This is a genomic window from Pedococcus sp. P1_H8 (assembly GCF_056405175.1).
On the sequence record NZ_JBFUCP010000406.1, the window covers coordinates 1 to 381 of the forward strand.

Below are 381 nucleotides of genomic sequence, written 5' to 3' on the forward strand. Positions count from 1 at the left end.
TTCCCGGTGTGGGGACTGCTGTGGCTCAGCCGCCTCCGCGTCGAGGTCGTCGACGGGGCGCCCGGCAGCCCGGGTGAACTCCGCGTCGGCCGCGCCAGGCTGCCGCTCCACGTCATCTCCCGGGTCGCGGTGGTTCCCGGCACCGCGAAGTCCGCGGCCCTGGGGCGTCAGCTCGACCCGACCGCCTTCGTCCAGCACCGCACCTGGGTCAAGCCGATGGTGCTGATCGTGCTCGACGACCCGGAGGATCCGACGCCGTACTGGCTGGTCAGCACGCGTCACCCGGAGAAGCTCGCGGCGGAACTCGGCGGCCGCTGACCGCGCCCCCGTTCGCCCCGGAGCGGCCCGATCGAAGAACGAGAGCGGTGCCCGGCCATGGAG

At 73.5% G+C, this 381-nt stretch carries 1 protein-coding gene; it reads left to right on the forward strand.

Annotation, left to right across the window (positions count from 1 at the left end; genetic code table 11):
• Positions 1-318: DUF3093 domain-containing protein (locus tag AC1DYG_RS20575; protein WP_477641683.1), on the forward strand; the 318-nt coding region annotated here is incomplete at its 5' end.
• Positions 319-381 lie beyond the last annotated feature (63 nt).